This is a genomic window from Streptomyces pilosus, from assembly GCF_014649835.1.
Classification (GTDB): domain Bacteria; phylum Actinomycetota; class Actinomycetes; order Streptomycetales; family Streptomycetaceae; genus Streptomyces; species Streptomyces pilosus.
In genome coordinates, this window is the sequence record NZ_BMTU01000012.1 from 75,891 (window position 1) to 102,307 (window position 26,417).

A 26,417-nucleotide genomic window follows, 5' to 3' on the forward strand; every position below is an offset into this window, starting at 1 on the left:
ACGGACGAGCCTAGAACGCCTTCGCCCTGGTGGGGAGATCATTTGCGTCAATTGCTGTGCTCCGGAGGTGGCCCGAAAAAACAGTCGGCTGCGGGTACCCGCAGAGGGCACCCGCAGCCGCCCTGGCTTTTACAGGTACTGGCCTGTGTTCGCCACGGTGTCGATGGAGCGTCCCGTGTCCGCGCCCTGCTTTCCGGTGATGAGCGTACGGATGTACACGATCCGCTCGCCCTTCTTTCCGGAGATGCGGGCCCAGTCGTCCGGGTTGGTGGTGTTGGGCAGGTCCTCGTTCTCCTTGAACTCGTCCACGCAGGCCTGGAGCAGGTGGGAGACGCGGAGGCCCTTCTGGTTCTTCTCCAGGAAGTCCTTGATCGCCATCTTCTTGGCACGGCCCACGATGTTCTCGATCATGGCACCGGAATTGAAGTCCTTGAAGTAGAGGACTTCCTTGTCGCCATTGGCGTACGTGACTTCCAGGAAGCGGTTCTCCTCGGATTCGGCGTACATCTGTTCCACGGCGGTCTGGATCATGCTCTGGACCGTCATGGACTTGTCGCCGCCGTGCTCGGTGAGGTCGTCGCCGTGCAGCGGGAGGCGTTCCGTGAGGTACTTGCCGAAGATGTCCTTGGCCGCCTCGGCGTCCGGACGCTCGATCTTGATCTTCACGTCCAGCCGGCCGGGCCGGAGGATGGCGGGGTCGATCATGTCCTCGCGGTTGGAGGCACCGATCACGACCACGTTCTGCAGGCCCTCCACGCCGTCGATCTCGGCGAGCAGCTGCGGGACGATGGTGTTCTCCACGTCCGAGCTGACACCGGAGCCGCGGGTGCGGAAGAGGGACTCCATCTCGTCGAAGAAGACGATGACGGGGGTGCCCTCGCTGGCCTTCTCACGGGCCCGCTGGAAGACCAGGCGGATCTGCCGCTCGGTCTCGCCGACGTACTTGTTCAGCAGCTCGGGGCCCTTGATGTTGAGGAAGAAGCTCTTCCCCGCGGCCACACCGGTGACCTCCGCGACCTTCTTGGCCAGTGAGTTGGCGACGGCCTTGGCGATCAGCGTCTTGCCGCATCCGGGAGGCCCGTACAGCAGCACACCCTTGGGGGGCCGCAGTTCGTGCTCCTTGAACAGGTCGGGGTAGAGGTACGGCAGCTCGACCGCGTCGCGGATGGCCTCGATCTGGCCGCCGAGACCGCCGATCTGCTCGTAGCCGATGTCGGGGACTTCCTCGAGGACGAGTTCCTCGACCTCGCTCTTGGGGACGACCTCGTAGACGTAGCCCGAGCGGGGCTCCAGCAGCAGGGCGTCGCCGGGGCGGATGGTGACGTCCAGCAGCGGCTCGGCGAGCCGCACCACCCGCTCCTCGTCGGTGTGCCCGACCACCAGGGCCCGCTCGCCGTCCTCGAGGATCTCCTTGAGGGTGACGATGTCGCCGACGCGCTCGTAGGTCATGGCCTCGACCACGTTGAGCGCTTCGTTGAGCATCACTTCCTGGCCGCGCCGGAGCTCGTCGAGCTCGACGCCGGGGCTGACGTTCACCCGCAGCTTGCGGCCGCCGGTGAAGATGTCGGCCGTGCCGTCCTCGTTCGCCGTGAGGAACACACCGAAACCGGCCGGGGGCTGCGCGAGCCGGTCGACCTCCTCCTTGAGGGCCACGATCTGGTCGCGGGCCTCACGGAGCGTGCCCGCGAGTCGTTCGTTCTGGGCGGACACGCCGGCCAGGTTGGTCTGCAGCTCGACGATCCGCTCTTCGAGAATCCTCGTGTGTCGCGGAGAGTCGGCGAGCTTACGTCGCAGGACGGCGATCTCCTGCTCAAGGTAGGCAATCTGCCCGGCCGGGTCGTCGGACCCGCGTCCCGGGCGGATGCCGCGGTTCATGTCGTCGTCGTGGGCTGCCACGGTCCTCACCTCCTCCAAGGGGAGCTGGACGCTTCCAGACCCTACCTGGGCGGGTGTCGATTGAAACCCCTAGATCACAAAGACGGTCGGGGTGTGTCCGATCTTCACCCTTGCGCTCTCCCTCACGCCAGGGGAATACCCACCGAAGATGATTGGAACCCAGGCGGGGGTAGGGTCGAAGTGTTCAACACCCGTCAGAGCTGGCCGGATTCCCGTTCGGTTCGACGCTGGAAACGGCAGGAGAGATGAGCGTGCAGCAGGAGGCCGGAGTCGTCGGCGAGGCCCTGGAGGTCTGGATCGACCAGGACCTGTGTACCGGCGACGGCATCTGCGCCCAGTACGCGCCCGAGGTGTTCGAGCTGGACATCGACGGTCTGGCCTACGTGAAGAGCCCGCAGGACGAGTTGCTGCAGGAACAGGGAGCGACAACGCCCGTACCGCTGCCCCTCCTCACCGACGTGATCGACTCCGCGAAGGAGTGCCCGGGCGAGTGCATCCACGTCCGCCGGGTTTCGGACAGGACCGAGGTGTACGGGCCGGACGCGGGGTGACCGCCGCGGCACGGCCCGTCATGGGCGTCTGACCGTCCCCGCACCGGCGTGCGCGCCGCGCCGCACGCCCGCGCGCTCGGGTCACACGCTCTTGGCGGTGGAGGGAGCGGACCGTACGAACGCGCCGTCCGTCCACCGCCACTTCACGCTCTCGCGCACGTCGGGGCAGCAACTGGGCACGTCGGCGGACGAGTAGCCGAGCAGGCCGGCGCGGACCTCTCCGTCGCGTACGGCGAAGTCGTCGACGTTGGTGCGGTCCCCGGGGTCGACGAGGGTGGCGACCACGCGCGGTTCGGCGCTGCCGGCGGCCCGGGTGACGACGTAGACGCCGTCGGGCGGGGTGCCCATCGGGGCGTCGCAGCGCACCACGGCCACCGTTTCCGGCCGTCCGTCGCCATCGAGGTCGCCGGAGGCCTGCTTCCTGACCACGCGCTTCACCGGGCCGCACTGGAGCGGGAACTCGACGGCGGCGGGATCGGGCGGGGCGAGCTGCGCCGGCGCGCTCCTGGTCTGCGGCCCGGGTGTCGGGGCCGCGGTCGCGGCGTCGGGGCCCAGGACCGAGGACAGGGCCACGACTCCGGCGAGGGCCGTGGCGGTGGCGACCCAGTGGATCGGCCGCGCGTGCGTGTGGGCGAGCTCCGGGACGGCGGAAGGCTGCACGAGGAGTGTCTCCTGTGAGGGCTGTGCCGGTGGGGTGGCCAGCATCGTGCCACACGTCACAGTACGGAGGGAACGGCGGGGGGTGTGCGGTCCCGGCGCGGGGGAACCGGGACGGGTCGCGCCCTCGCCGTCGTGTCACCCGGTCAACGCGAGAGCGCCGTGGCGCAGTTCCCGGGCATGAGCGGGGAACTGCGCCACGGCGCCCGTCTGTTGCGGACCCGGGGGCGGGTCAGCGGGCGGTGCCCCCGTCGGCGTTGGGGCCGGAGTAGTCCTCGCCGTAGGCGCCCTTGGCGGGACGGCGGCGGCGCATGGGCGGCTCGACGCCGTCGGCGAGGCGGCGGGCGGTCAGCAGGAAGCCGGTGTGGCCGATCATGCGGTGGTCCGGACGGACGGCGAGGCCCTCGATGTGCCAGTTGCGGATCATCGTCTCCCAGGCGGTCGGCTCGTTGAAGCAGCCGATCTCGCGGATGGACTCGACGGTCCGGGCGAGCTGGGTGGTGGTGGCGACGTAGCAGCAGAGGATGCCGCCGGGGACGAGCGCCTTGGAGACGGCGTCCAGGCACTCCCAGGGGGCGAGCATGTCGAGGATGACCCGGTCGACGTCGGCGTCGGACAGGTTGTCCTGGAGGTCGCCCACGGTGAGCTGCCAGGCGGGGTGCGGGCCGCCGAAGTACCGCTCGACGTTCTGCCGGGCGATGTCGGCGAAGTCCTCGCGGCGCTCGTAGGAGTGCAACATGCCCTGGTCGCCGATGGCGCGCAGCAGGAAGCTGCTCAGCGAGCCGGAGCCCACGCCCGCTTCCACGACGCGTGCGCCGGGGAAGATGTCGGCGAAGGCGAGGATCTGCCCCGCGTCCTTCGGGTAGACGACAGCCGCCCCGCGGGGCATGGACAGGACGTAGTCGGGGAGCAGGGGGCGCAGCGCGAGGTAGGCGACGTTCCCGGTGGTGCGGACAACGCTGCCCTCGGGAGCACCGATCAGTTCGTCGTGCGGGAAGGAACCCTTGTGGGTGTGGAAGTTCTTCCCGGACTCGAGCGTGAACGTGTAGTGGCGGCCCTTGGGGTCGGTCAGCTGAACCTGGTCCCCGACCTTGAAGGGCCCGCGCCTGCGGGCGGCACCGGTCGGTTCGGACATGTGACCAGCCTACCGGTTCCCCGGCGCGGCTCCGACCGGCGGCGGGTGGTTCAGCTGGGCCTGGCCATGGCCTTGACGAAGGCCCGTTCCACGTCGGCCGCGGACAGGACGCCGTAGATCTCGCCCGTCTCCTCGACCACGAGGTACTCGGTGGCGGGGGACGCGCGCAGGGCGTCCAGCAGGTCCTCCCCGGCGAGCTCGGCGGAGACGCGCATCCCGTCGGTGAGGTCCTGGGCGAGTCCGCTGACCGCGACCCAGGGGCGGCGGTGTTCCGGGACGCCGACGATGGCGGCCTCGCGGACCAGCGAGACGGGGACACCGTCGGGGTCGACGACGACCAGGGCGCGGGCCCCGGCGGCGTTGGCGCGGCGCAGGGCCTCGGAGAGGGGGGTGTCGCCCTCGACCGGCACCGCGCGGCGCGTGAGGTTGCGGGCGCGCAGCTCGGGGAGGTGTTCGCGCAGGCGGGCCATGCGCAGGCTGTTGCCGGCACCGGTCCAGATGATCGCGGCGAGGATGGCGGCGAGCAGGGCGTCCAGGACGGTGTCCATGCCGACGTTGTCGACGGCGTCGGAGCCGAGCACTCCTGACTGGGTGAGCAGCGGGAGGCCGATCAGGACGGAGACGGCGAGGGCGCGGCCGACCCAGGCGGCGGCGACGGTGCCGGTCATGGGTTTGCCGGTGATCGCCCAGACCACGGCGCGGAGCATGCGGCCGCCGTCGAGCGGGAGTCCGGGCAGGAGGTTGAAGACGGCGACGATGAGGTTGGAGATCATCAGGCCGGCCAGCAGGACGCCGGGGACGCTGCTCGGGTCGACGGCCAGCAGGGCCAGGTAGAAGATGCCCGACAGCACCAGCGAGAGCAGCGGGCCGACGAAGGCCAGCACGAACTCCCGGCCGGGTGTCTCGGCCTCCTTCTCGATCTCGGAGACCCCGCCGAAGAACTGGAGCTGGATGCGGCGCACCGGCAGTTTGAAGCGGAGGGCGGCGAGGGTGTGGGCGAGCTCGTGGACCAGGACGGAGGCGTAGAAGGCGACCGCGAAGAACAGGGAGACCAGATAGCTGGCGGCGCCGAGCTCGGGCAGCACGCGGTCGATCTGCCCGCCGAACACCCAGGTGATCAGGATGGCGACGAGGAACCAGCTGGGCGCCACGTACACGGGCACGCCGAAGGGACGGCCCATGAGCAGTCCGCCCCGCTGCCGCTCCTCGGGCCGCCGCGGTGCCTTGCCCCCGGCGTCGCCGGAGTGGGCGAACGGGCGGTCGGCGTGGTGCGCGGTGGGGCCGCCGTGCTGCTCACCGGTCTCCGGCCCGCCGGCGGCGGGCGCGTCGTGACGGCCCGCCCCGGCCGCCGGCCGCTCCTCGTGAGCCCGGGGCCCGGCGGGAGGTACGGCGGGCGGGCTCGGGGGGCCGGACGCCGTGTCGTCCCGCTGCGCACCGGGTGCGGCGGCGGGGCGCTGCTCGTGCTGGTCACCGGCGTTCGCCGGGGCGCCGCCGTCGGGTGCGGCGGGGGGCGGCGCGGGTTCGCCGGGGCGGTCGCCGGCGGGGTGCGCGGGGCGGTCGCCGGGTTCGGGGACGCCACCGTCGGCCGCCGGGGCCTCGGGCCCTGTGTGGTCGGCCGACTCGTCGTTGCCCGGCCGCGGCTGCCCGCGCCCGCCGCTTACGTCCACCGGTGTCCCCTCGTTCGCTGCGTATCCCGCGCCTGCCGGACGGGAGGTCTCCCGTCGATGGTATGCGGCGCCCGCCGCCCGTTCCGCCCCGGCACCCTTGTCCCTACCCCCTCCTTCCCCATCTCTCCCTTCCTCTCCCTTCCGTCACATCACGCTGTCGGTGGCGGGCCGTAAGGTCTGTGGGCATGGAGACGAGCACCGAGGGCACGGCGCGGCCCGACAGCAGCGCGGTCACGGCGGACACGGCGGTGGCGGGCGGTCCGTCGGCCGTACCGCCCGCTTCGCTGTCCCCCTCGCGTGCGAGCGACTTCATGCAGTGCCCGCTGCTGTACCGGTTCCGGGTGATCGACCGGCTGCCGGAGAAGCCCAGTGAGGCGGCGACCCGGGGCACGCTGGTGCACGCGGTGCTGGAGCGGCTTTTCGACGCCCCCGCGGCCGAGCGCACCGCGCCGCGGGCGAAGGCGCTGGTGCCGGGCCAGTGGGACCGGCTGCGCGAGACGCGCCCTGAGGTGGTGGAGCTGTTCGCCGACGACCCGGAGGGAGAGCGGCTCGCGCGCTGGCTGGCGGAGGCGGAGGCACTGGTCGAGCGCTGGTTCGCGCTGGAGGACCCGAGCCGGCTGGAGCCCGCCGAGCGGGAGCTGTTCGTCGAGGCGGAGCTGGAGTCGGGGCTGCGGCTGCGCGGCATCATCGACCGGGTGGACGTGGCGCCCACCGGGGAGGTGCGCATCGTCGACTACAAGACGGGCAAGGCGCCCCGCCCGGAGTACGCCGAGGGCGCGCTGTTCCAGATGAAGTTCTACGCGCTGGTGGTGTGGCGGCTCAAGCAGGTGGTCCCGCGCCGCCTCCAGCTCGTATATCTGGGCAGCGGTGACGTGCTGACGTACGACCCGGTCGTCGCCGATCTGGAGCGGGTGGAGCGCAAACTGCTCGCGCTGTGGGACGCGATCCGGCTGGCGACCGAGACGGGCGACTGGCGTCCGCGGCCGACGAAGCTGTGCGGCTGGTGCGACCACCGGGCGCACTGCCCGGAGTTCGGCGGCACTCCCCCGCCGTACCCCCTCCCGGTGCCCCCGTCGAGGGCGGCTGAGTCGGACGGGGGCCGTCAGGGCAGAATGGGGCCGGACTAGCGAAGGAGACTTACGTGGCCATCCGCGTCCTACTGGTCGACGACCAGCCCCTGCTGCGCACCGGGTTCCGGATGATTCTGGAGGCCGAGCAGGACCTCGCGGTCGTCGGCGAGGCCGGAGACGGCCTCCAGGCCCTGGACCAGGTGCGGGCGCTGCAGCCCGACGTGGTGCTGATGGACATCCGCATGCCGCGGATGGACGGGGTGGAGGCGACCCGGCAGATCACCGGGCCCGAGCGGGACGGGCCGGCGAAGGTGCTGGTGCTGACGACGTTCGATCTCGACGAGTACGTGGTGGAGGCGCTGAAGGCGGGCGCCAGCGGCTTCCTGCTGAAGGACGCCCCGGCCAACGAGCTGGTGCAGGCGATCCGCGTGGTGGCCGCCGGTGAGGCGATGCTCGCGCCGAGCATCACGCGCCGGCTGCTGGACAAGTACGCCACGCATCTGCCGTCCGGTGACGAGCCCGTCCCGGACACGCTGCACACGCTGACGGACCGTGAGGTCGAGGTGCTGAAGCTGGTGGCGCGCGGCCTGTCCAACGCGGAGATCGCCGCCGACCTGTTCGTCAGCGAGACCACGGTCAAGACGCACGTGGGACACGTGCTGACCAAGCTGGGCCTGCGCGACCGGGTGCAGGCGGCGGTGTACGCCTACGAGAGCGGGCTGGTGCGCCCCGGCGCGCAGTAGCGCGACGGTCGCGGCACAATCGAGGGCGCCCTCCCCCGACCCGGGGAGGGCGCCCTCGGCCGTGTACGGCTCAGCCCTTGGACAGTTCCCAGAACCGGAACACCGTCGAGGCGTCGAGGCAGTACTCCAGGCCGTAGACGCCGTCCTGGACGACCGCGTACTGCTTGGCCTGCCAGACCGGGAGGACGGGGACCTCCTCGGCGACGATGTCCTGGATCCGCCCGAACTCCCTGTCGGTGGCGGCGCGGTCGCTCTGGGCGGCCGTGCGCGGCAGGAGCTTCCCGGTGATGGCGGGGTTGTCGTAGTTGTTGTCCAGCACGTTGCCCTCGCCGAAGAAGGGCCCGGTGAAGTTGTCGGCGTCGGGGTAGTCGGGCACCCAGCCCTTGACGTAGACGCCGTACTTGCCGGCCGCGATGTCCTTCTCGTACTGGGCGAAGGGGACGGACCTGACGTCGGCGTCGAAGAGTCCGCTGGCGTTGAGCTGGCCGGCGATCGCCTTCAGTTCCTGGTCCGTGGCCGGGCCGTAGCGGGACGGGGTGGACCACAGGGTCAGCTTCACCTTGCCGCCGACGCCCTCCTCCGCCAGCGCCTCGGCGGCCGCGGCCCTGGAGGGGCGGGCGCCGTAGGTGTCGAAGAAGGCCGTGTTGTGGCCGGCGATCCCGGCCGGGACGATCGAGTACAGCGGCGTGGCGGTGCCCTCGTAGACGTCGTGGATGAGGGCTTCGCGGTCGATCAGGTGGGCGATGGCCTTGCGCACGCCGAGCTTCCCGGCGACCGGGTCGTCCATGTTGAAGACCAGGTGCTGGACCTCGGCGCTGCTGCCCTCGACGACCTGGATGCCGCCGGAGCCGCCGCGGTCGGCCTTCTCGATGTCGGTGATGGCCTCGGCGGTGAGGCCGCGGTAGGCGACGTCCACCTCGCCGTCGCGCAGGGCGTTCTTCAGCGCGTTCTGGTCGCCGTGGTAGAACTCCAGCGTCACGCCGGAGTTCCGGTGCTCGGCGCTCCCCTGGTAGTGCTCGTTCACGGAGAACACGGCCCGGTCGTTCTCGTACGAGTCCAGCTTGTACGGTCCCGAGCCGACCGCTTCGCCGTCCTCGCGCAGTCCCCCGGCGTCGTACGACCGGTGGTCGACGATGGAGCCGGCACCGGAGGCGATCTTGCTGGGGAAGGTGGCGTCGGCCGTGTTGAGCCGGAAGACGACCGTCCTGTCGTCGGGGGTGCTGACCTCCTCCAGCGTGGAGAACATGACCGCGGGCCCGTCGGCGTCGTTGATCTTCAGCATGCGGTCGAAGGAGAACTTCACGTCCTTCGAGGTCAGCGACTCGCCGTTGCTGAACTTGAGTCCCTCGCGCAGGGTGCAGGTGTAGGTCCTGGTCGCGGTGTCCGAGAAGCCGCAGCTCTCCGCGGCGTCCGGCCGCGGCTCGGTGGCTCCCTTGGGGAAGCTGAGCAGCGACTGGAAGACGTTGTTGAACAGCAGCCAGGAGCCGGGGTCGTAGCCCGAGGCCGGGTCGATGGCCAGGACGTCGTCGGACATCCCCACCACGACGCCGGAGCCGCCGGACGCGCCGCCGCCGTTCTCGGTGCCACAGCCGGTCAACAGGCCGGAGGCCAGCCCCGCCACGATGGGCAGGACCGGCCACTGGTTACGCAGGTTCACGTGTTGTGCCTTGTCGTTCTTCGTGCCCGGGCCGTGTCGGCGGCCCGGGCCCCGTGCGGGTCCGTCAGCCGCTGGCCCCGCGTCCGAGCTCCCACAGCTGGAGAGTCGAGGACGAGTTGAGGGCGTAGGCCGTGCCGGTGATGCCGTCGCGGGTCGCGATGTACTGCTTGCCCTGCCACAGCGGGAGCACCGGGACGTCGTCGGCGACGATGTTCTGGATCTCCGTGAAGGTGTTGGCGGCGGTCAGCCGGTCGGCCTGGCGGCGCGACTCCGGGATCAGGTCCTTGCGGATCTTGGTGTTGGCGTAGGGCGAGTTGAGGAAGTTGTCCGCGTCGAGGAAGGGCGCGATGAAGGCGTCGGCGTCCGGGTAGTCGGGGAACCAGCCCATGCCGTAGACGTCGTACTTGCCCTTGCGCCCGCCGGGGCTGAACTCCTTCCAGGGCACGCCCTGGATGTCGGTCGCGAACAGTCCGCTGTCGTTGAGCTGCTTGCTCAGCTGCTCGAACTCGGCCTTGGTCGCGGGCCCGTAGTGGTCGGTCGTGTAGTGCAGCGTCAGCTTCACCGGCGTGCTCACGCCGGCGTCCTCGAGCAGCTCACGGGCCTTGGCCACGTCCGGGTCGCCGTACGTGTTGAAGAAGGCGTTGTTGTGGCCGGTGACGCCGGCGGGGACCAGCGAGAACAGCGGCTCCGCCTGGGTGCCGTAGACGTTGCCGACCAGCGCGCCGCGGTCGACGACCTGGGCCATCGCCTGGCGGACGGCCTTGTCCTCGACGGTCTCGGCCTCGGTGTTGAAGGCCAGGTACCGGATCTCCAGACCCGGTGACTCGACCAGTTCGATGGAGCTGTCGGTGCCCTTGGCGAGCTCACGGACCTGATCCGGCGACATGCTGCGGGTCATGACCTGGATGTCGCCCTTCTCGAGCGCCTCGCCCATGGCCTCGGAGCTCTCGAAGGAGACCAGGTCGACCTTCTCGTTGTTCACCTCCAGCGCGCCCTTGTAGGACCCGTTCCTGGTGAAGGTGGCCCGGACGATTCCGTTGTCCTCGACCTCGGCGTCGAGCGTGTACGGCCCGGAGCCGCTGATCTCGAAGCCCTCGCGCAGCTTGGTCTTCTCGTAGTCGTCCGGGTTGATGATGCCCGCGACGGGGGTGGACAGCTTGTACGGGAAGGTGGCGTCGGCGGCCTTGAGGTGGAAGATCACCTCCTGGTCGCCCTGCGTCTCCACGGTGTCGATGGTGGACAGCAGCGCGAACACACCGCTGTCGTGCTTGATGGCGAGGGCGCGGTCGATGGAGTACTTCACATCGGCCGCGGTGACCGCGTCGCCGTTGGAGAACTTCAGGCCGTCGCGCAGCTTGCAGCTGTACCGCTCGTTGCCCGCGTCGGTGAAGCCGCAGGACTCGGCGGCGTCGGGCACGGGCTCGCCGTCGCCCCGGGGCTGGACCATCAGGGTCTGCACGGTCTGCCGCAGGATGTTCCACGTGCCGACGTCGTAGGCCATGGCCGGGTCGAGGGGCGCGTTGCCGTCCTCCTCGGAGGCGGTGAACCGGTCCGTGGTGCCGACGACGATCGCATCGCCGCCACCGCTCCCGCCGTCGGTGTCGCCGCAAGCGGCCAGCACCGGGGCGAGCAGGCCCATCGCGGCCGCCAGCACCAAAGTCTTGCGGTTCATGCTCGGGTTTCTCCAGGACTGTCGACTCCGTGTATCCGGCACGCAGGGGTTGTCGCGGCGAATCACGGGGATGGGGGCGAGGTTCTCGCGACGACATTAGTCCGCGCCCGCAGGAGGGCTCGCGACAGCCGGAGTTGGGGGCTCATCACGCAGTGGAACCGGGTGTGAACGGATCGGAGAAGGTGACAGGGGAATGATTAGTGCGACCTCTCACCAATCGGGACACAAGGGCGTTGCCGTGACGTCCGAAATCGGACGGACGGCACACCCGGACATCGTTGTCGACCCCCTTTCATGTGTCGAAGCTCACATGTGAAAGGAGCCCGGTGGAGGCGTGATTCGACCGTCGGCGACCGGATCGAAGTCTTTCGGGGCGACGGCGCCCCACCGGGGGCCGGGGTGCGTCGATTTCCTGTTCCGCACCGCCGCACGCTGAGTGAAGTCCTAACCCGCGTGCGTCATCAGACCGTGCAGGAATGTCAGGTCCACGACTTCCAGAGAAGGGACCACCGTCCGCCGGGCGGCCGGCGTGATCGGCCCCACCGAGGGCACCGCGACGACCTGGCAGCCCGCCGCCTCGGCGGCGGTGACCCCGGTGACGGTGTCCTCGACGACGGCACACCGCACGGGGTCCGCCCCGAGTCCGGCCGCGGCAGCGAGATAGGGATCGGGGTGCGGTTTCGTGCGCGGGACCTCGTCGCCCGCGACGGACAGCGCGAAGTACCGCGCGCCCAGCGTCTGCAGCACCCGGTCGATGATGCGCCGGTGGGAGGCGGAGACGAGCGCCGTGGGGATCTCGTACTCGGACAGTTCGGCGAGCAGCCGCGCGGCGCCCGGCATCAGCGGCAGGCCGCCGTCGAGCCGCTCCTCGAAGCCGTCGTTGAGCAGCACCGTCAGCTCGGCGATCGGGATGTCGGCACCGGTCGCCTCGATGAGGAACCCCGCACTGCGGGACATGGGGCCGCCGACCACGACGTGGCGCCAGGCGTCGTCGAGGGTGTGGCCGAGGGAGGCGAAGACCTCCTTCTCGACGTCCCACCAGAAGCCCTCGGTGTCGACGAGCGTGCCGTCCATGTCGAGGAGCACGGCCTGGAGGGCCGAGCCTTCGGCCGTAAGAGTTCCGAGCGCGGGGACCGTACTGGTCATCCACATACCTCCTTGAAGGGACGATCAGGCCGGTTCCCACAAGGGGAACCGGCCTGCGGTGGACCGACCAGTGTACGTCGTGCGGTCGCGGAACGCCTGATGTGGCGTGTGCGGCGCCTCAGCGGGCGTTGAAGTACTTCGCCTCGGGGTGGTGGATCACGATGGCGTCCGTGGACTGCTCGGGGTGCAGCTGGAACTCCTCCGAGAGCTGGACGCCGATGCGCTCCGGCTCGAGCAGAGCGGCGATCTTGGCGCGGTCCTCCAGGTCCGGACAGGCACCGTAGCCGAGGGAGAAGCGGGCGCCCCGGTACTTCAGGGCGAACATGTCCTCCATGGCGGCCGGGTCCTCGCCGGCGAAGCCCAGCTCGGAGCGCACCCGCGCGTGCCAGTACTCGGCGAGCGCCTCGGCCAGCTGCACGGACAGACCGTGCAGTTCGAGGTAGTCGCGGTAGGCGTCGGCCGCGAACATCCGCGCGGTCTCCTCGCCGATGCGGGAGCCGACGGTGACGACCTGGAAGCCCACGACGTCGGTCTCGCCGGACTCCTCCGGGCGGAAGAAGTCCGCCAGGCACAGCCGGCGGCCGCGGCGCTGGCGCGGGAAGGTGAAGCGGGTGCGCTCGTTGCCCTGCTCGTCCAGGACGATCAGGTCGTCGTCCTTGGAGACGCACGGGAAGTAGCCGTAGACCACGGCCGCCTCCAGCAGGTTGTCCGTCTGGAGCCGGTCCAGCAGCCCGCGCAGCCTCGGCCGGCCGTCGGTCTCGACGAGCTCCTCGTACGTCGGCCCGTCGCCGGTGCGGGCCTGCCTCAGACCCCACTGGCCCTTGAACAGGGCGCCCTCGTCGAGCCAGCTCGCGTACTCCTTCAGCTGGATGCCCTTGATCACCCGGGTGCCCCAGAAGGGCGGGGCGGGGACCGGGTTGTCGGTGGCCACGTCGGAGCGGACGTGCCCCTCCTCGGGACGGTCCTCGATCTCCACCGCGGCCGCGCGGACCCGGCGCTGCCTGAGTTCGGGCAGCCGGGCGCCGGGCACCCCGCGCTTGATGCCGATGAGGGCGTCCATCAGACGCAGGCCCTCGAAGGCGTCGCGGGCGTAGCGGACCTCGCCCTGGTAGATCTCATGGAGGTCCTGTTCGACGTAGGCGCGGGTGAGGGCGGCGCCGCCGAGGATGACCGGGTAGTCGGCGGCGAGTCCGCGCTGGTTGAGCTCCTCGAGGTTCTCCTTCATGATCACGGTCGACTTGACCAGGAGGCCGGACATCCCGATGACGTCGGCCTTGTGCTGGTCGGCGGCGTCCAGGATGGCGGAGACGGGCTGCTTGATGCCCAGGTTGACCACGTTGTAGCCGTTGTTCGACAGGATGATGTCGACGAGGTTCTTGCCGATGTCGTGCACGTCGCCGCGGACGGTGGCCAGCACGATGGTGCCCTTGCCGGCCTCGTCGGTCTTCTCCATGTGCGGTTCGAGGTGCGCCACCGCGTTCTTCATCACCTCGGCGGACTGGAGCACGAAGGGCAGCTGCATCTGGCCGGAGCCGAACAGCTCGCCGACCACCTTCATGCCGTCCAGGAGGGTGTCGTTGACGATGTCCAGGGCCTTGCGGGTCCGCAGGGCCTCGTCCAGGTCCGCCTCCAGACCGTTGCGCTCGCCGTCGATGATGCGGCGCTTGAGACGCTCCTCCAGCGGCAGCGCGGCCAGTTCCTCGGCCTTGCCCGCCTTCAGCGACTTGGCGGTGGCGCCCTCGAAGAGCTGCATGAGCTTCTGCAGCGGGTCGTAGCCCTCGCGGCGCCGGTCGTGGATCAGGTCGAGGGCCGTGGTGACCTCCTCCTCGCTGAACCGGGCGATGGGCAGGATCTTCGAGGCGTGCACGATCGCCGAGTCCAGGCCCGCCTTGACGCACTCGTCCAGGAAGACGGAGTTCAGCAGGATGCGGGCGGCCGGGTTCAGGCCGAAGGAGATGTTGGACAGACCGAGGGTGGTCTGCACCTTCGGGTGGCGTTCCTTCAGCAGGCGGATGCCCTCGATGGTGGCCAGGCCGTCCTTGCGGGACTCCTCCTGACCGGTGCAGATCGTGAAGGTCAGGCAGTCGACGAGGATGTCCTCCTCACGGATGCCCCAGTTGCCGGTCAGGTCGTCGATCAGCCGCTCGGCGATCTCCACCTTCTTCTCGGCGGTGCGGGCCTGTCCCTCCTCGTCGATGGTCAGCGCGATCAGGGCTGCCCCGTGCTCCCGGGCCAGCCGCGTCACCCGGGCGAAGCGGGAATCGGGGCCGTCCCCGTCCTCGTAGTTCACCGAGTTGATCACGGCACGGCCGCCGAGCTTCTCGAGACCGGCCCGCAGGACGTCGACCTCGGTGGAGTCCAGCACGATGGGCAGCGTGGAGGCGGTCGCGAACCGGCCGGCGAGCTCCGCCATGTCGGCCACGCCGTCCCGGCCGACGTAGTCGACGCACAGGTCGAGCATGTGCGCGCCCTCGCGGATCTGGTCGCGGGCCATCTCCACGCAGTCGTCCCAGCGGCCCTCCAGCATCGCCTCACGGAACTTCTTCGACCCGTTGGCGTTGGTCCGCTCGCCGATCGCCAGGTACGAGGTGTCCTGCCGGAAGGGGACCGTCTGGTAGAGAGAGGCGGCGCCCGGCTCCGGGCGCGGGTCGCGCGCGGCCGGGGACAGGCCGTGCACCCGCTCCACGAGCCGGCGCAGGTGCTCGGGGGTGGTGCCGCAGCAGCCGCCGACCAGGGACAGGCCGTAGTCGCGTACGAAGGTCTCCTGGGCGTCCGCCAGCTCGGCCGGGGACAGCGGGTAGTGGGCGCCGTCCTTGGTGAGCTGGGGCAGGCCGGCGTTCGGCATGCACGAGAGCCGGACGCGGGAGTTGCGGGCCAGGTAGCGCAGGTGCTCGCTCATCTCGGCCGGCCCGGTCGCGCAGTTCAGGCCGATCATGTCGATGCCGAGGGGTTCCAGGGCGGTCAGCGCCGCGCCGATCTCGGAGCCGAGCAGCATGGTGCCCGTCGTCTCGACCGTGACCGACACGATCAGCGGTACCTCGAAGCCGGCGGTCTCCATCGCGCGCCGGGCGGCGACGACGGACGCCTTGGTCTGCAGCAGGTCCTGCGTCGTCTCCACCAGCAGCGCGTCCGCGCCGCCGGCGAGCAGGCCCTCGGCGTTCTGCTGGTAGGCGTCGCGGATGGCGGTGAAGGTGGTGTGGCCGAGGGTGGGCAGCTTGGTGCCCGGGCCCATGGAGCCGAGGACCCACCGGGGCCGTCCGTCCCGCGCGGCGAACTCGTCCGCCGCCTCACGGGCGATGCGGGCACCCGCCTCGGACAGTTCGGTGACGCGTTCGGCGATGTCGTACTCGCCCAGGGCGGTGAGGTTGGCGCCGAAGGTGTTGGTCTCGACGCAGTCGACTCCGGCGGCGAAGTACTCGGAATGGACCGAACGGACGATGTCCGGGCGGGTCAGGTTCAGGATCTCGTTGCAGCCCTCGAGGTTCTGGAAGTCCTCGAGGGTGGGGTCCTGGGCCTGGAGCATGGTGCCCATCGCTCCGTCGGCGACCACCACGCGGGTGGCGAGGGCCTCACGGAGCGCGGACGCACGGGTCCGGCTGTCGGCGGAAGGGGTCAGCGGCAACGAGGCCATGAAAGGGGCTCCCTCAGGTGCGACGGCTGTCGGCTTTGCGGCTGTCCGGAAAGCTTCTGTTCGCGCTTCCCGGCAGGGCGCACGCCGTCAGGGTAGCCGGGACCGCGCCCTGATGTTCAGGGAGTCCACGGGGCGGACGATGATGGCCTGAACGCGGTGCGCGGGGCGGGAGTCGGGGAATCGATCACGGCCGACCGTTAGCGAGAGGTCGACATCGACCGGTAGTGTTCGGCATTGCCGAACAGCGGCACGGCGTCGCCAGTCGGCGGTCGTAGGGGACGGAGGCAGAACGGCGATGGCACGGAACATCCAGTCGCTCGAGCGGGCGGCAGCCATGCTGCGGCTGCTCGCGGGCGGCGAGCGACGGCTCGGCCTGTCGGACATCGCCTCCTCGCTGGGCCTCGCCAAGGGCACCGCCCACGGCATCCTGCGCACCCTCCAGCAGGAGGGCTTCGTGGAGCAGGACGACGCCTCCGGGCGCTATCAGCTGGGCGCCGAGCTGCTGCGGCTGGGCACCACCTACCTCGACGTGCACGAGCTGCGGGCGCGCGCCCTGGTGTGGACGGACGACCTGGCCCGCTCCAGCGGCGAGAGCGTCTACCTGGGGGTGCTGCACCAGCAGGGCGTGCTGATCGTGCACCACGTCTTCCGGCCCGACGACAGCCGGCAGGTCCTGGAGATCGGGGCCATGCAGCCGCTGCACTCCACGGCCCTGGGCAAGGTGCTCTCGGCCTACGACCCGGTGGCCCACAGCGAGGCCCTGGAGGCCGACCGCAAGGCCTTCACCGACCGCACCGTGTGCGACCTCGACGCCTTCGAGCACCTCCTCGACCTCACCCGCGCCCGCGGGTACGCGGCCGACGTGGAGGAGACCTGGGAGGGCGTCGCGTCCCTGGCCGCCCCGATCCACGACCGGCGCCGCATGCCGGTCGGCGCGGTCGGCATCGCGGGGGCGGTGGAGCGGCTGCGCCGGGACGGCGAGCTGCGGCCCGAGCTGATCGCGGCGGTGCGCGACTGCGCCCGCGCGGTGTCGCGGGACCTGGGCGCCGGACGGTTCTGAACCGGGGGAACGGGGAGAACGAGGACCGGGGCGCCGCTCGGCGTTCCGGTCAAGCTGTTCCCCCTGCCGGCCACAGCCGTTCCCCGGCGCCGGTCACAGCCCCTCTCCCCTGCCCGCCATACCGGACGTGAGGCGGCGGAACCGCCACGAAGATCGACAGCACGGGACGCTCCATAACGATCGCGCTTCCGGCAACCAAACCCTTGACGCCTACGTGACGCCGGACAAGACTCCCGTCCATCGGTCGGCATTGTCGAACACCTACCGGCAATACGCGCTAGAGTGTGACAACGCCAAGGGCCGGCATCGCTCTCACCCCTGAGGGCGCCAATCCCCGGCGGGACCGGGGGTCGGCTTCCCTGGACGAAGGACAAAGGAGTCGCGGGTGTCCAGCTCCGACATCTTCATCGGCGAGACCATCGGTACCGCCATACTCATCCTGCTCGGCGGCGGTGTGTGTGCCGCCGTGACGCTCAAGGCCTCCAAGGCCCGTAACGCCGGCTGGCTCGCCATCGCCTTCGGGTGGGGCTTCGCCGTCATGACGGCGGTGTACATAGCGGGGCCGCTTTCCGGCGCCCACCTCAACCCGGCCGTGACCGTGGCGCTCGCCGTCAAGGACGGCGAGTGGAGCAACGTTCCGACCTACTTCGCCGGCGAGCTCCTCGGCGCGATGATCGGCGCGACGCTCGTCTGGATCGCCTACTACGGCCAGTTCCAGGCCCACCTCACCGACAGGGAGATCGTCGGCGGTCCGGGCGCACAGGACACCGCCGCGAAGTCCGTGGAGGCGCAGGAGAAGGGCGCGGGCCCCGTCCTCGGCGTCTTCTCCACCGGTCCGGAGATCCGGCACACGGTGCAGAACCTCGCCACGGAGATCATCGGCACGTTCGTGCTGCTGCTCGCGATCCTCACCCAGGGCCTGAACGACGCGGGCAACGGCCTCGGTGTGCTCGGCGGCCTGATCACGGCGCTCGTGGTCGTCTCGATCGGTCTGTCGCTGGGCGGCCCGACCGGTTACGCGATCAACCCGGCCCGTGACCTCGGTCCGCGCATCGTGCACGCGCTGCTGCCGCTGCCCAACAAGGGCGGCTCGGACTGGTCCTACGCGTGGATCCCGGTGGCCGGCCCGCTGGTCGGCGGTGCCCTCGCGGCCGGTTTCTACAACCTCGCCATCGCATAGGTGACCGGATCGCCGCGAGGCGCGAACCTTGTAGAAGCGCCGCACATACAGCCCCGTACCCATGGAACACCCCAGGAGCACACAGTGACCGACGCCCACACCGCCGGCCCCTTCATCGCCGCCATCGACCAGGGCACCACGTCGTCCCGCTGCATCGTCTTCGACCGCGACGGCCGCATCGTCTCCGTCGACCAGAAGGAGCACGAGCAGATCTTCCCGAAGCCGGGCTGGGTCGAGCACGACGCCACCGAGATCTGGACCAACGTGCAGGAGGTCGTCGCCGGGGCCGTCGAGAAGGCCGGCATCACCCGCGACGACATCAAGGCCATCGGCATCACCAACCAGCGCGAGACCACCGTGCTGTGGGACAGGAACACCGGTGAGCCCGTCCACAACGCCATCGTCTGGCAGGACACCCGCACCGACGCCCTCTGCCGCGAGCTCGGCCGCAACGTCGGCCAGGACCGCTTCCGCCGCGAGACCGGGCTCCCCCTCGCCTCCTACTTCGCCGGCCCGAAGGCCCGCTGGCTGCTGGACAACGTCGACGGCCTCAAGGAGCGCGCCGAGGCGGGCGACATCCTCTTCGGCACCATGGACACATGGGTCATCTGGAACCTCACCGGCGGCGTGGACGGCGGCCACCACGTCACCGACGTCACCAACGCCTCCCGCACCATGCTGATGAACCTGCACACCATGGAGTGGGACGAGAGAATCGCCGAGTCCATCGGCGTGCCCACCGCGATGCTGCCGGAGATCCGCTCCTCCGCCGAGGTCTACGGCGAGATCAGGGGCGGCAAGCTGGGCGACCTGCTCGGCGGCATCCCGGTCGCCTCGGCGCTGGGCGACCAGCAGGCCGCCCTGTTCGGCCAGACCTGCTTCGCCGAGGGCGAGACGAAGTCCACGTACGGCACCGGCACGTTCATGGTCATGAACACCGGCGACAAGATCATCAACTCCTACAGCGGCCTGCTGACCACGGTCGGTTACAAGATCGGCGACCAGGACACGGTCTACGCCCTGGAGGGCTCGATCGCCGTCACCGGTTCGCTGGTGCAGTGGATGCGCGACCAGATGGGCCTGATCTCCACCGCCGCCGAGATCGAGACCCTCGCGCTCTCCGTCGAGGACAACGGCGGCGCCTACTTCGTACCGGCCTTCTCCGGCCTGTTCGCCCCGTACTGGCGTTCCGACGCCCGCGGTGTGATCGCCGGCCTCACCCGGTACGTGACCAAGGCGCACCTCGCGCGCGCCGTGCTGGAGGCCACCGCCTGGCAGACGCGGGAGATCGCGGACGCCATGACGAAGGACTCCGGCGTGGAGCTCACCGCCCTCAAGGTCGACGGCGGCATGACCTCCAACAACCTGCTGATGCAGACGCTCTCGGACTTCCTGGACGCCCCCGTGGTGCGCCCCATGGTCGCCGAGACCACCTGCCTCGGCGCCGCCTACGCCGCCGGCCTGGCCGTCGGCTTCTGGAACAGCACCGACGACCTGCGCGCCAACTGGCGGCGGGCCGCCGAGTGGACCCCCCGCATGGACGCGGAGACCCGCGACCGTGAGTACAAGAGCTGGCTCAAGGCCGTCGAGCGGACCATGGGCTGGCTCGAGGACGAGGAGTAAGAACCGCCATGACCACCCAGTCCACCCTGCAGTCCGTGCCTGCCCTGGGGACGCACCCGGCGTCCGGCTCCAACCCGAGCCGCGCCGAGACCCGGGAGCAGCTTTCCAAGGCGTCGTACGACCTTCTCGTGATCGGCGGCGGCATCCTGGGCATCTCCACCGCCTGGCACGCCGCGCAGTCCGGCCTCAGGGTGGCTCTGGTGGACGCCGGTGACTTCGCCGGCGCCACCTCCTCCGCCTCCTCCAAGCTGCTCCACGGCGGTCTGCGCTACCTGCAGACCGGTGCGGTGAAGCTGGTGGCGGAGAACCACTTCGAGCGCCGTGCGGTCTCCCGTCAGGTGGCCCCCCACCTGGCGAACCCGCTCACCTTCTACCTCCCCGTGTACAAGGGCGGGCCGCACGGCGCGGCGAAGCTCGGGGCCGGTGTCTTCGCGTACTCGGCGCTGTCCGCCTTCGGCGACGGCGTCGGCCACCTGCTCTCCCCGGCCAAGGCCGCGCGGGAGGTCCCGGAGCTGCGCACCGACAACCTCAAGGCCGTGGCCGTGTACGGCGACGACCAGATGAACGACGCGCGCATGGCGCTGATGACGGTCCGCGCGGCGGCCGAGTCGGGCGCCGTCGTCCTCAACCACGCCGAGGTGACGGGTCTGCGCTTCACCCGGGGCCGGGTCACCGGCGCCGAGCTGCGCGACCGCCTCTCGGGCGACGAGTTCGGCGTCAACGCCCGCCTGGTGCTGAACGCGACCGGTCCCTGGGTCGACCACCTGCGCCGCATGGAGGACGCCGGGGCCGCGCCGTCCATCCGCCTGTCGAAGGGGGCGCACCTGGTCCTGAAGCGGACCTCCCCGTGGAAGGCCGCGCTGGCCACGCCGATCGACAAGTACCGGATCACCTTCGCCCTCCCCTGGGAGGACATGCTCCTGCTGGGCACCACCGACGAGGAGTTCGAGGGCGACCCGGCGGACGTCGCGGTCACCGAGAAGGACACCGCGCAGATACTCGACGAGGCCGCGTTCTCCATCCGCGACCAGCAGCTCGACCGTGACCTGATCACGTACGCGTTCGCCGGTCTGCGGGTGCTCCCGGGCGGTCCCGGCGACACCGCCAAGGCGAAGCGGGAGACGGTCGTCACCGAGGGCCGGGGCGGGATGCTGTCCGTCGCGGGCGGCAAGTGGACCACGTTCCGTCACATCGGGCGCACGGTGATGCAGAAGCTCCAGGAACTGCCCGGGCACCCGCTGGGCGAGGACCTCGAGCCGATCTCCTCGCTGCCGCGGAAGCTGCCGCTGCCGGGTGTGGCCAACCCCCGCGCCGTGGCGCACCGGCTGCTGGTGGACGGCCCGGCACCCGGCCCGCGCATGGCGGCGGACACCGCCAGGCACCTGGCCACCCACTACGGCTCGCTGGCCTTCGACATCGCCCGCCTGGCGAACGAGGATCCGGCGCTGGGCCGGCGCGTCCACCCGGACGCCCCGGAGATCTGGGCGCAGGTCGTCTGGGCCCGGGACCACGAGTGGGCCGAGACCGCGGACGACGTGCTGCGCCGCCGCACCACGCTGACGATCCGCGGCCTGGCCACGGACGAGGTCCGCGCGAACGTCCAGGACCTGCTCGACAAGAAGTGACCGCCGCTCCCCCGGCTCCCCCGCACGGGAGCCGGTAGCGGGACGAGGGGCGGCTCCGCGCCGACGGGGCCGCCCCTCCCGCATGCGGCCCGCCACCGGCACCGCCGCCCGTGCGGCCCGCCCGCGCGGCCGGCCCGGCTCGCCCGGCGGCCGGAATCCCCGGGCCCGGTCCCGGCGCTGCCCGCCCCCTCGTCCCAGCCTCCGGCACACCCGCCGTCCGCACTCCCGCACGGCCTCCGGCCCGCGAGCCGTCGGCCCGGGGGCCGGGGCGGGCGGGGTGGGGCGGGGACGCATAATGGCGGGATACATCGGACGTCTGAGCCGCGGGAGGCCGGTCATGGCAGTCACCGACGAGGCGATCGAGAAGATCAAGGCAATGATCGTCTCGGGTGCGCTGCGTCCCGGTGACCGTCTGCCCAGGGAGAGCGAACTCGCCGCCGAGCTGGGGCTGTCCCGCAACTCCCTGCGCGAGGCGGTGCGGGCGCTGTCGCTGATCCGCATCCTGGACGTGCGGCAGGGCGACGGCACCTATGTGACCAGCCTGGATCCGCAACTCCTGCTGGAGGCGCTGAGTTTCGTCGTCGACTTCCACCGCGACGACACGGTGCTCGAGTTCCTCGCCGTGCGCCGGATCCTGGAACCGGCCGCGACGGCCGCCGCGGCGACCCGGATCAGCGAGGAACAGCTGGACGCCCTGTCCCGGCAGTTGGACGAGCTGGGGGACGAGCCGTCCGTGGAGGACCTGGTCGCCGCCGATCTGGAGTTCCACCGGGGCATCGTGAGCGGCGCCGGCAACTCCGTGCTGTGCTCCCTGCTCGACGGCCTCTCCGGTCCCACCACGCGGGCCCGGATCTGGCGGGGCCTCACCCAGGAGGACGCGGTCGGCCGGACCCTGCGCGAGCACCGGGCGATCCTCGCCGCCCTGCGGGACCGGGACGCGGAGGCGGCACGGTCGTGGGCGACGGTGCACATCGCGAGCGTGGAGCAGTGGCTGCGCTCCACCCTGTGAACCGAGCCCCGCGCACCCGGGTCCGCGGGGCACCCGGGGTGTTTCCCGGTGTCGGACAGGGGCAGTGATGGGGCACTCCCCCGTGCGGGGGGCTGCGGGCGTCCTCACGGGCACGCCGTAAGGTTGGGACGTACGCGAGGGCACGTCGGAAGGAGGCGCTGGGTGATCGAGCTCGAGGGGGTTCCCGAGCTGGTCGACCCGGTCATGGTGGCCGCGTTCGAGGGCTGGAACGATGCCGGTGACGCCGCGTCCACCGCGGTCGCGCACCTGGACAGGGAGTGGAAGGGCGAGGTGTTCGCGGCGCTGGACGCCGAGGACTACTACGACTTCCAGGTGAACCGGCCCACGGTGTTCATGGACGGCGGGGTCCGCAAGATCACCTGGCCCACGACACGGCTGTCGGTGGTCCGGGTCGGCGGCGACAAGCCGCGCGACCTGGTGCTGGTGCGCGGCATCGAACCCTCCATGCGGTGGCGGTCGTTCTGCAACGAGATCCTCGGTTTCGCGCACGAGCTGGGCGTGGAGCTCGTGGTCGTCCTGGGCGCGCTGCTCGGTGACACCCCGCACACCCGTCCGGTGCCGATCAGCGGAACCACGTCCGATCCGGACCTGGCCCGCCGCATGGACCTGGAGGAGACCAAGTACGAGGGCCCCACGGGCATCGTCGGCATCCTCCAGGAGGCGTGCACCCACGCCGGTGTGCCCGCGGTGTCGCTGTGGGCGGCGGTGCCGCACTACGTGTCGCAGCCGCCCAACCCGAAGGCCACGCTGGCCCTCCTCAACCGCCTGGAGGACCTGATCGACGTGCGGATCCCGCTCGGTGAGCTGCCCGAGGACGCGCGTGCCTGGCAGGTGGGCGTGGACCAACTGGCCGCCGAGGACAGCGAGGTGGCCGAGTACGTGCAGACGTTGGAGGAGGCCCGGGACACCGCCGAGCTGCCGGAGGCGTCCGGCGAGGCGATCGCCCGCGAGTTCGAGCGCTACCTGCGGCGGCGTGACGGGGCGTCGGGGCCGCCCGGCGGGCACGCGACGGCGGACGGCTCGGACGGTCCGTCCTTCCGGCGGGACGCTCCCGGCGGCCGGGCCCGGCCGGCGAAGCCGCCGAAGCCGGAGGCGGACTCGGACGGCGACGAGTCGTCGGAGGACTGAGCGGCTGAGGACTGCGGGGCGCAGCACGCGGAGCATGCGAAGGGCGCCCCTCCCGTTCGGGAGGGGCGCCCTTCGCATGCTCCGCGTGCTGCGCGGGCTCGGCGCCGTCCTACAGCGCCACGCCGAGCAGCGCGTCCACCGCGCGGGAGACGACGCCGGGCGCGCCGGCGTCCGTGCCGCCGCTCTCCTCCTGGAGCACCGTCCAGCGGTCGACGGCGGCCAGCGCCGCCGGGGCGTCCAGGTCGTTGGCCAGGGCTTCGCGGATCTCGTCGACCAGGGCGTCGGCGGGCGGGCCGTCGGGGCGGGAGACCGCGGCCCGCCAGTGCTCCAGACGGGTCACGGCGTCCTGGAGGACCTGGTCGGTCCACTCCCAGTCCGCGCGGTAGTGGTGGGCGAGCAGCGCCAGCCGGATCGCCGCCGGGTCCACACCGTCGCGCCGCAGGCGGGACACGAAGACGAGGTTGCCCTTGGACTTCGACATCTTCTCCCCGTGCAGGGCCACCATGCCGGCGTGGACGTACGCCTTGGCCATGGGGAACTCGCCGGTGAGCACCTGGGCGTGGGAGGCGCCCATCTCGTGGTGCGGGAAGACCAGGTCGGAGCCGCCGCCCTGGATGTCGAAGCCCATGCCGAGGTGGTCGAGGGCGATGGCCACGCACTCGATGTGCCAGCCGGGGCGGCCCCGGCCGAGCGAGCCGCCGTCCCAGCTCGGCTCGCCCTCACGCGCGGCCGTCCAGAGCATCGGGTCGACGGGGTTCTTCTTGCCCGGGCGGTCCGGGTCGCCGCCGCGTTCGGCGGACAGCAGCCGCATGGCGGCGGCGTCGAGGTGCGAGACCTGGCCGAAGTTCCGGTCGGACTCGACGGAGAAGTAGATGTCGCCGTCGATCTCGTAGGTCGCGCCGAGCTCGCGCAGCCGTTCGACGATCGGGACGATGCCGGGTATGGCCTCCACGGCGCCCGTGTAGTGCCGCGGGGGCAGCATGCGCAGGGCCGTCATGTCCTCGCGGAACAGCGCGGTCTCGCGCTCGGCGAGCGCGGTCCAGTCGATGCCGTCCCGTTCGGCCCGCTCCAGCAGCGGATCGTCGACGTCGGTGACGTTCTGGACGTAGTGCACCTGCCGCTTGGTGTCGAGCCACACGCGTTGCACGAGATCGAACGCGTTGTAGGTCGCCGCGTGTCCGATGTGGGTGGCGTCGTAGGGGGTGATGCCGCAGACGTAGATGCGGGCGACGGGACCGGGGTCCAGGGCGGTCAGACCACCGGTCGCGGTGTCGTGGATCCTCAGGTCGCGGCCCTGACCAGGCAGGGCGGGGACCTCGGAAGCGGGCCAGGCATGCATGCCATGAGCGTAACCGGACCGGAGTTCCGGATACGAACCGGAGCGGCCCGGATGACCGGGAAGGCGCTCTTGCGCGCTCCCGCCCGGTGTGCGTCCCGCCGGTCCCCGCGGTCGTTCCGCCGTGCTCAGACCGGTCCGCGCTCAGACCGGTGGCCAGGGAATGGCCGGCCACGCGCTTCCGGGCTGCGGGTGGACGCCCGTGGCGAGCAGGGACTCGACGCGGGCCCGGGTCGCCCGGATCTCCGCGGGAGTGATCAGGGGGGCCAGGGCCGCGGTGAGCGGGCCCGTGGCCGTCAGCGCCTCCCTGAGGGCCTGAAGGACGTCCACGGCCTCGTCGGTCAGGGGCTCCCCCGCCCAGCCCCACAGCAGCGTGCGCAGCTTGTCCTCGGCGTTGAAGGTGACCCCGTGGTCGATGCCGTACAGCCGCCCCCCGGCGGTGGGCAGCAGGTGTCCGCCCTTGCGGTCGGCGTTGTTGATCACCGCGTCGAGGACGGCCAGCCGGCGCAGCCGCTCGTCGTCGGCGTGCACCAGCAGCGCGGTGCGGCCCTCCTCCGCCTCCGCGAGCCCGATCGCCTTCCAGCCGGGCCCGGGCTCCTCTCCGTCCACCAGGGCGAGGAGTTCCGCGCCCGGGGCCGTCTCGATCCACAGCTGGCACATGCCCTCGCCGTAGGGTCCGTCCCGCAGCACGGTGGGCGGCACGAGCCCCCAGCCGGTCGCCTCCGAGACCGCGTACGCGGCGACCTCGCGTCCGGCGAGCGTCCCGTCGGGGAAGTCCCACAGGGGCCGCTCCCCCGCGACCGGCTTGTAGACGCAGGCCGCCTCGCGTCCCTCGTGGGTGACGGTGCAGTACAGCGCCGCGTTGGACGCTTCACGGATGCGCCCGCGCACCGTCAGCTCGCCCCGGGCGAGCAGCACGGCGGCGGCCGGGTCGGGGATCGTCACGCTCCGCGACGGTATCCGTTCTGGCGCGGACATACGTGTCCCTCCGGGTCGAGCGGGAGACTGCACAGCGGACACGGCGGCCGCCCCGCGTTGACGACGTCCAGGGCCCGCTTGGCGAAGGCGCGGGCCTGCGTGCCGGTGAGGCGGACGCGCAGCATCGGAGGACCGTTCTCCTCGTCCTGGAGCAGCCGCTCCTCGGCCTCGGCGAGGTCCTCCTCGGATTCGGCGTCCAGCTCGACCAGCGCCTGCGCCTCGACGACCATGCGCTGGTCCTCGCCGTCCCAGGCCAGCGCCATCGTGCCGACCCGGAACTCCTCCTCCACGGGGGTGTCCAGCGGGGCGGTGTCGGCGACCTCGGCCGGCACCATCGCGGGCACCGCGGCGCTGCCGCCGCTGCGGCGCACGACCTCGTCGAGCAGTTCGTCCATGCGCTCGGCGAGCGCGGCGACCTGGGTCTTCTCCAGGGCCACGCTGGTCACCCGGGAGCCGGCGGAAGCCTGGAGGAAGAACGTACGGCGCCCTGGCAGTCCGACCGTACCGGCCACGAAACGTTCCGGCTGGTCGTAGAGGAACACCTGACGGGACACGTCCTGTCTCCATTGAGAGTCGTGGGAACGGGCGGGCTGTGCACGGGCGGTCCGGACGGACCGCACTGCTGCGATCGC

20 protein-coding genes are annotated in these 26,417 nt (G+C 71.2%); 9 read left to right on the plus strand and 11 right to left on the minus strand.

The features are described 5' to 3' along the window. Nucleotides 1-129: 129 nt before the first annotated feature. Nucleotides 130-1,896, minus strand: a complete 1,767-nt coding sequence (gene arc / locus IE118_RS25830; RefSeq protein ID WP_189560439.1) for a proteasome ATPase — start codon at nt 1,894-1,896, stop codon at nt 130-132. Between the two features lie 245 nt (nt 1,897-2,141). On the opposite strand from arc, the gene IE118_RS25835 reads away from it, so the two are divergent. Next, on the plus strand, nt 2,142-2,447 hold the full coding sequence (locus tag IE118_RS25835) for a ferredoxin (protein ID WP_189560440.1): 306 nt from the start codon (nt 2,142-2,144) through the stop codon (nt 2,445-2,447). Between the two features lie 81 nt (nt 2,448-2,528). Here IE118_RS25835 and IE118_RS25840 read toward each other — a convergent pair whose 3' ends face one another. The 3 genes from IE118_RS25840 to IE118_RS25850 all read right to left on the minus strand — a co-directional run bounded on the left by IE118_RS25840 (nt 2,529) and on the right by IE118_RS25850 (nt 5,906). Then, nucleotides 2,529-3,107, minus strand: a complete 579-nt coding sequence (locus tag IE118_RS25840) for a hypothetical protein (RefSeq protein ID WP_189560441.1) — start codon at nt 3,105-3,107, stop codon at nt 2,529-2,531. Between the two features lie 229 nt (nt 3,108-3,336). Beyond that, on the minus strand, nt 3,337-4,239 hold the full coding sequence (locus tag IE118_RS25845; protein WP_189560442.1) for a tRNA (adenine-N1)-methyltransferase: 903 nt from the start codon (nt 4,237-4,239) through the stop codon (nt 3,337-3,339). 50 nt (nt 4,240-4,289) lie between these two features. Continuing rightward, entirely contained in the window at nt 4,290-5,906 is a 1,617-nt protein-coding gene (locus IE118_RS25850) for a site-2 protease family protein (RefSeq protein WP_189560443.1), read from the minus strand. Nucleotides 5,907-6,091: 185 nt separating this feature from the next. Between IE118_RS25850 and IE118_RS25855 the strand changes: the two genes are divergently transcribed. After that, entirely contained in the window at nt 6,092-7,033 is a 942-nt protein-coding gene (locus IE118_RS25855; protein ID WP_189560444.1) for a RecB family exonuclease, read from the plus strand. Between the two features lie 14 nt (nt 7,034-7,047). Then, nucleotides 7,048-7,719: a response regulator gene (locus IE118_RS25860; protein ID WP_189560445.1), complete on the plus strand. Its 672-nt coding sequence runs from the start codon at nt 7,048-7,050 to the stop codon at nt 7,717-7,719. Nucleotides 7,720-7,789: 70 nt separating this feature from the next. On the opposite strand, the gene IE118_RS25865 is transcribed toward IE118_RS25860, so the two are convergent. From IE118_RS25865 to metH, 4 genes are all read right to left on the minus strand, one after another. Further along, nucleotides 7,790-9,376 (minus strand): ABC transporter substrate-binding protein, encoded by a 1,587-nt coding sequence (locus IE118_RS25865; protein ID WP_189560446.1) that lies wholly within the window; start codon nt 9,374-9,376, stop codon nt 7,790-7,792. A 64-nt stretch (nt 9,377-9,440) separates the two neighbouring features. Beyond that, entirely contained in the window at nt 9,441-11,048 is a 1,608-nt protein-coding gene (locus IE118_RS25870; RefSeq protein WP_189560447.1) for an ABC transporter substrate-binding protein, read from the minus strand. Nucleotides 11,049-11,492: 444 nt separating this feature from the next. After that, on the minus strand, nt 11,493-12,194 hold the full coding sequence (locus tag IE118_RS25875; RefSeq protein WP_189560448.1) for an HAD family hydrolase: 702 nt from the start codon (nt 12,192-12,194) through the stop codon (nt 11,493-11,495). A 118-nt stretch (nt 12,195-12,312) separates the two neighbouring features. Further along, on the minus strand, nt 12,313-15,825 hold the full coding sequence (metH, locus tag IE118_RS25880) for a methionine synthase (RefSeq protein ID WP_189560449.1): 3,513 nt from the start codon (nt 15,823-15,825) through the stop codon (nt 12,313-12,315). 295 nt (nt 15,826-16,120) lie between these two features. Here metH and IE118_RS25885 point away from each other — a divergent pair, with 295 nt between their 5' ends. The 6 genes from IE118_RS25885 (at nt 16,121) to IE118_RS25910 (ending at nt 23,471) form a co-directional block, all read left to right on the plus strand. After that, on the plus strand, nt 16,121-16,885 hold the full coding sequence (locus tag IE118_RS25885) for an IclR family transcriptional regulator (RefSeq protein WP_189560450.1): 765 nt from the start codon (nt 16,121-16,123) through the stop codon (nt 16,883-16,885). 385 nt (nt 16,886-17,270) lie between these two features. Beyond that, nucleotides 17,271-18,065 (plus strand): MIP/aquaporin family protein, encoded by a 795-nt coding sequence (locus tag IE118_RS25890; RefSeq protein WP_189560451.1) that lies wholly within the window; start codon nt 17,271-17,273, stop codon nt 18,063-18,065. An 84-nt stretch (nt 18,066-18,149) separates the two neighbouring features. Further along, nucleotides 18,150-19,688 carry a glycerol kinase GlpK gene (gene glpK / locus IE118_RS25895; protein WP_189560452.1) on the plus strand — a complete coding sequence of 513 codons (1,539 nt, stop codon included), beginning with the start codon at nt 18,150-18,152 and terminating at the stop codon, nt 19,686-19,688. 8 nt (nt 19,689-19,696) lie between these two features. Next, complete coding sequence (locus tag IE118_RS25900; protein ID WP_189560453.1) at nt 19,697-21,313, plus strand: glycerol-3-phosphate dehydrogenase/oxidase; 1,617 nt, start codon at nt 19,697-19,699, stop codon at nt 21,311-21,313. Nucleotides 21,314-21,650: 337 nt separating this feature from the next. After that, nucleotides 21,651-22,322, plus strand: coding sequence for a FadR/GntR family transcriptional regulator (locus IE118_RS25905; RefSeq protein ID WP_189560454.1), 672 nt, complete (start codon nt 21,651-21,653; stop codon nt 22,320-22,322). Nucleotides 22,323-22,484: 162 nt separating this feature from the next. After that, nucleotides 22,485-23,471: a PAC2 family protein gene (locus tag IE118_RS25910; protein ID WP_189560455.1), complete on the plus strand. Its 987-nt coding sequence runs from the start codon at nt 22,485-22,487 to the stop codon at nt 23,469-23,471. A gap of 109 nt (nt 23,472-23,580) precedes the next feature. Here IE118_RS25910 and mshC read toward each other — a convergent pair whose 3' ends face one another. The 3 genes from mshC to IE118_RS25925 all read right to left on the minus strand — a co-directional run bounded on the left by mshC (nt 23,581) and on the right by IE118_RS25925 (nt 26,339). Next, complete coding sequence (gene mshC, locus IE118_RS25915) at nt 23,581-24,810, minus strand: cysteine--1-D-myo-inosityl 2-amino-2-deoxy-alpha-D-glucopyranoside ligase (protein WP_189560456.1); 1,230 nt, start codon at nt 24,808-24,810, stop codon at nt 23,581-23,583. A gap of 141 nt (nt 24,811-24,951) precedes the next feature. After that, nucleotides 24,952-25,785, minus strand: coding sequence for an SCO1664 family protein (locus IE118_RS25920; protein WP_189560457.1), 834 nt, complete (start codon nt 25,783-25,785; stop codon nt 24,952-24,954). Further along, nucleotides 25,749-26,339: a DUF3090 domain-containing protein gene (locus IE118_RS25925; RefSeq protein WP_189560458.1), complete on the minus strand. Its 591-nt coding sequence runs from the start codon at nt 26,337-26,339 to the stop codon at nt 25,749-25,751. Before IE118_RS25925 ends, IE118_RS25920 begins: the two co-directional genes overlap by 37 nt. Nucleotides 26,340-26,417: the final 78 nt, after the last annotated feature.